Below are 4,164 nucleotides of genomic sequence, written 5' to 3'. Positions count from 1 at the left end.
CGCGTGCGGTGGCGCAAGGCCTCGCGGCCACCGGTGCGCCGCTGCGCACCTTGCGCCGCCGCACTCTGCCCGCCCGCTGGCGTATCACGCTGTGGATCATCCTCAGCACCGCCATCACGCTCCTCGCCGTCGGCATGGTCGGCCGCAGCATCTTCCTCGCCGGTGTGGAGCAGTCGGCCAACGCCGAGATCGAGCAGGAGGCCTCCGAGTTCTCCCGATTCGCGGAGGATGCCGCGGCCAGTGGTCACACCACGGCCGAGGATCTGGTCAGCGAGTATGTCGCCCGCCAGTCCGTGCACGAGAACGAGGTCGTGATCGCCACCGTCGAGGGGGCGGTGATCGCGGTCGCGAACGGCCGGGTGCAAGCGACGGATGCCTCCGCGCTCGCTGCAGTGCCGGGCGGCGAGGCGCTCGTGAACCGACTGCTCGATGAGACGTCGGCGTCCGGCGCGATGGACGCGCCCGACGTGGGCCCCCTGCGCTGGGGGCGGTTGGAATTCACCACCGGTGATCGCGGCGGTGCGGTGCTGATCGTGCAGTACACGCAGGAGGCGCGCTCGCAGGTCGACGCCGGATTCGCCACGATCGCGTGGGTGGCGCTGATCGGGATCCTGCTCAGCTCCGGCGTCGCCTGGCTCGTCGCCGGGCAGATCCTGGCTCCCGTGCGAGAGGTGTACCGGGTCGCCCGCGACATCGGGGAGCACGACCTCTCGGCGCGCGTGCCGGTCGAGGGCACCGACGACATCGCGGCCGTGGCCACGACCTTCAACCAGATGCTCGACCGCCTCGAGGCCGTGCACGCGACGCAGCAGCGGTTCGTCGACGACGCGGGTCACGAGCTGCGCACGCCGATCACGATCGTCCGCGGCCAGTTGGAACTGCTGAGCGAAGACCCGGAGGAGCGTGCGGCGACCCTGCGTCTCGTCAGCGACGAGCTCGACCGGATGAGCCGCATCGTCACCGACCTGCTCGTGCTCGCGAGGGCCGAGCAGCCCGACTTCGTGCGGGTCGCGAACTGCGACACCGCCGCCCTCACCCTCGACATCGAGGCCAAGGCGCAGAACCTCGGAGATCGTCGCTGGCAGCTCATGGAAGTGGCCGAGGGGACGGCGGCGCTCGATCCCCAGCGGGTGACCCAGGCCGTGCTGCAGCTCGCGGCGAACGCGGTCCAGGTGACCGAGACAGGTGACCGCATCCTCATCGGTTCGCGCTTCGACGGCGAGGGGAGCGAGCGGCGGCTGCGGCTGTGGGTGCGCGACTCCGGTCCCGGGGTCGCCGTGGCCGACGCCGAGCGCATCTTCGAGCGCTTCGCCCGCGGCGACAGCTCTGGTGCGCGACGAGGGTCGGGGCTCGGGCTCGCGATCGTGCGGGCGATCACCGATGGACACGGCGGTTCAGCCTGGGTCGACAGCGTGTTCGGAGAAGGTGCCACGTTCGGCATCGACCTTCCGGCACCCACCACCACGCGGTTCGACACCGCGGTAGAGAGGAGCGAGTGAGATGCGCAGCATCCTCATCGCGGAAGACGACCCGCACATCACCTCGTTCGTCCGCCGGGGCCTGCGCGCGGCCGGCTACGAGACCGCCGAGGCGGCCGACGGCCACACCGCGCTGCTGATGGCCCGCAGCGGCATGTTCGATCTGGTGCTGCTCGACATCGGGCTCGGCGGCATGGACGGTTTCGACGTGCTCGCCAACCTGCGCGGCGAGGGCGTCGCGACACCGGTCATCATCCTCACCGCCCGTGACTCGGTCATCGACACAGTGCGGGGCTTGGAAAGCGGGGCGAACGACTACGTCACCAAGCCGTTCCAGTTCGCCGAGCTCATCGCCAGGGTGCGGCTGCGGATCGGCGACGGCGAGGGACGGGCGGCCGGCCCCGTGCTCACCCACGGCGATGTGCGGGTGGATGTGCGCGCCCGCACGGTCACGGTCGACGGCGACATGCGCGAGCTCACCTCGCGGGAGTTCGCCCTGCTCGAGGTTTTCCTGCAGAACGCCGGCCAGGTGCTGTCGCGCGACCAGCTGATCGGGCACGTGTGGGGGATGGACTTCGATCCGGCCTCCAACGTGGTCGACGTGTACGTGCGGGCACTGCGCGGCAAGATCGGTATCGATCGTATCGAGACGGTGCGCGGGGCGGGATACCGATTCCGATGAGTGACCCCACCCATACCCATACAGAGAACGCGAGCCGGGTGGCCGAGCCGTCGGCGATCGAGCGCACGCGATTCTCGACGATGCCGCCGCAGCGCCCGACCCCGTTCACCGGTCGCAACTCGGCCGGACGTGGCTTCGCGGTGCGCCGGCTCGGGCGTGGGCGCATCCTCAGTCTCATCGCCCTCGGACTCGTGCTGATCGCGGGGCTCGCCATGGCGCTGTCGTCGCTGTCTCAGGGCGCCGGCCCCAGCCGGGTGACCATGCCGATCGCCGTGACTCTCACCGTGTTCCTGCTCGCGGTGTGGGCGTGGACATCCACCGGCCTCGATGACACGCTCGTCGCCTTCCTCGCCGCGATCGCCCTGATCGTCACCGGGGTGCTGCCGGCGAGCGACTTCTTCGCCTCCCTCGGCGACGAGACGATCTGGCTGCTCATCGGCGCGTTCGTGATCGCCTCCGCAGTGTCGTCCTCCGGCCTCGCTCTGCGCGGTGCCTCGCATCTGCTGCGGTTCGCACGCGGGCCGCGGAGCCTGTTCCATCTGACGACCGTCGCCCTCACGCTCACCGCCTTCGCCGTGCCCGCCACCTCCGGGCGCGCCGCGCTCGCCGTCCCGGTGCACACCGCGGTCGCGGCCGCGCTTCCCGGACGCGAGCGGGTGATCCGCGCCCTCGCCCTGCTGATGCCGACCGTGGTCCTGCTCTCAGCCGTCGGCTCGCTGCTCGGCGCGGGGGCGCACATCGTGACGGATCAGCTGCTGCGGGCCGCGGGCGAGCAGGGCTTCACGTTCCTGAGCTGGCTCTGGCTCGGGCTGCCTCTCGCCGCGGTCTCGTCGCACCTGGCCTGCGAGCTCATCCTCTGGCGCTTCACCCGCCGCGACGACCGCAGCACGCCGCTGCGGATGAGCGCGACGGATATCGGCCGCTCCGCATCGACCGCCGTGACCGGGCCGCTCAGCACCATGGAGCGACGCGCTGGCGTGCTGCTGGGCGGTGTGATCCTCCTCTGGGCCACCGAACCGCTGCACCATCTGTCGCCGGCACTGGTCGCCCTCATCGGAGCCGTCGCCGCCGTGACGCCCGGGATCGGCTGCCTGACCTTCCCCGCTGCGATCAAGCGCGTGCCGTGGTCGCTGCTGCTGTTCCTCGCCGCGACTCTCGCGCTGGCATCAGCGCTCACCAGCACGGGCGCCGCCGCCTGGTTGAGTTCGTCGGCGCTCGCCCCGCTCCGGGGGCTCGGCGCCGCGGGGGCCGTCGCGTTCGTGCTCGTGGTCATCGCGATCTCGACCGCCGCGCATCTGCTGATCCCGTCGCGGTCGGCCCGCTCCGCCGCGATCGTCCCGGTCGTGATCGCGCTCGCGCCCGCACTCGGCGTCTCCCCGATGGCGGCGGCGTTCGCCTCGACCGCCGCGGCCGGGTTCTGCCACACGCTCCCCAGTTCGGCGAAGCCGGTCGCCATGTTCGCCGACCCCGACATCGTGAGCGGGGGCTTCACCCCGCTGGACCTGCGCCGGCTCTCGGTGCTGCTGGCACCGGCGATGTTCGTGCTCGTGGCCGTCTTCGCCCTGTGGGTGTGGCCTCTGATGGGGCTGCCGCTGCTGCTCTGATCCGCGGCCTCGGCCCCTCTCACACCCGCTTCACTCCGCGTGCACCGCCGGTGCACCGGTGCTCGTCGTGCCCGCACACCGGGCGCTCGTCGCCCGTCTCGGGCGCAGAAGGAGGAATCATGTCGATCCACACCCCGCAGCGCATCCTGGTCGCACCCAGTGGCTTCAAGGAGAGCCTGAGCGCCGAGGCCGTGGCCCAGGCCATCGCCGCCGGCGTTCGTCGGGTCATCCCCGGCGTGCAGGTGGACGAGTACCCGGTGCCGGACGGAGGAGAGGGCACGGCCGCCGCGCTCGCCGCGGCGACCGGAGGAGAGCTCATCCCGGCACGGGTGACGGGCCCCGTCGGCGACCCGGTGGACGCGCACTGGGCGCGGCTCGGTGGGCACGCCATCGGGACCGC

Annotated in this window: 4 protein-coding genes; all 4 read left to right on the top strand. The window is 71.7% G+C overall.

Annotated features, from left to right (window positions below; all coding sequences use genetic code 11):
• A partial coding sequence (locus B2869_RS02590; RefSeq protein ID WP_292762354.1) for a sensor histidine kinase occupies window positions 1-1,499 on the top strand: 1,499 nt, incomplete at its 5' end.
• A gap of 1 nt (window position 1,500) precedes the next feature.
• Window positions 1,501-2,160, top strand: a complete 660-nt coding sequence (locus tag B2869_RS02585; RefSeq protein WP_292762352.1) for a response regulator transcription factor — start codon at window positions 1,501-1,503, stop codon at window positions 2,158-2,160.
• A complete protein-coding gene (locus B2869_RS02580) occupies window positions 2,157-3,764 on the top strand; it encodes an SLC13 family permease (RefSeq protein ID WP_292762349.1) in 1,608 nt (535 codons plus the stop codon). The genes B2869_RS02585 and B2869_RS02580 overlap by 4 nt, the downstream gene beginning before the upstream one ends.
• Before the next feature lie 119 nt (window positions 3,765-3,883).
• A partial coding sequence (locus B2869_RS02575; protein ID WP_292762347.1) for a glycerate kinase occupies window positions 3,884-4,164 on the top strand: 281 nt, incomplete at its 3' end.

The organism is Microbacterium sp. UBA3486 (assembly GCF_002377845.1).
GTDB lineage: Bacteria > Actinomycetota > Actinomycetes > Actinomycetales > Microbacteriaceae > Microbacterium > Microbacterium maritypicum_A.
Note: the sequence above shows the minus strand (reverse complement) of the source record. Positions and strands in the feature narration are given on the sequence as shown.

What these genes read in the sequence shown, in the direction of transcription:
- B2869_RS02585 (WP_292762352.1), top strand. Translation starts at nt 1,501, where the DNA reads ATGCGCAGCATCCTCATCGCGGAAGACGACCCGCACATCACCTCGTTC.
- B2869_RS02580 (WP_292762349.1), top strand. Translation starts at nt 2,157, where the DNA reads ATGAGTGACCCCACCCATACCCATACAGAGAACGCGAGCCGGGTGGCC.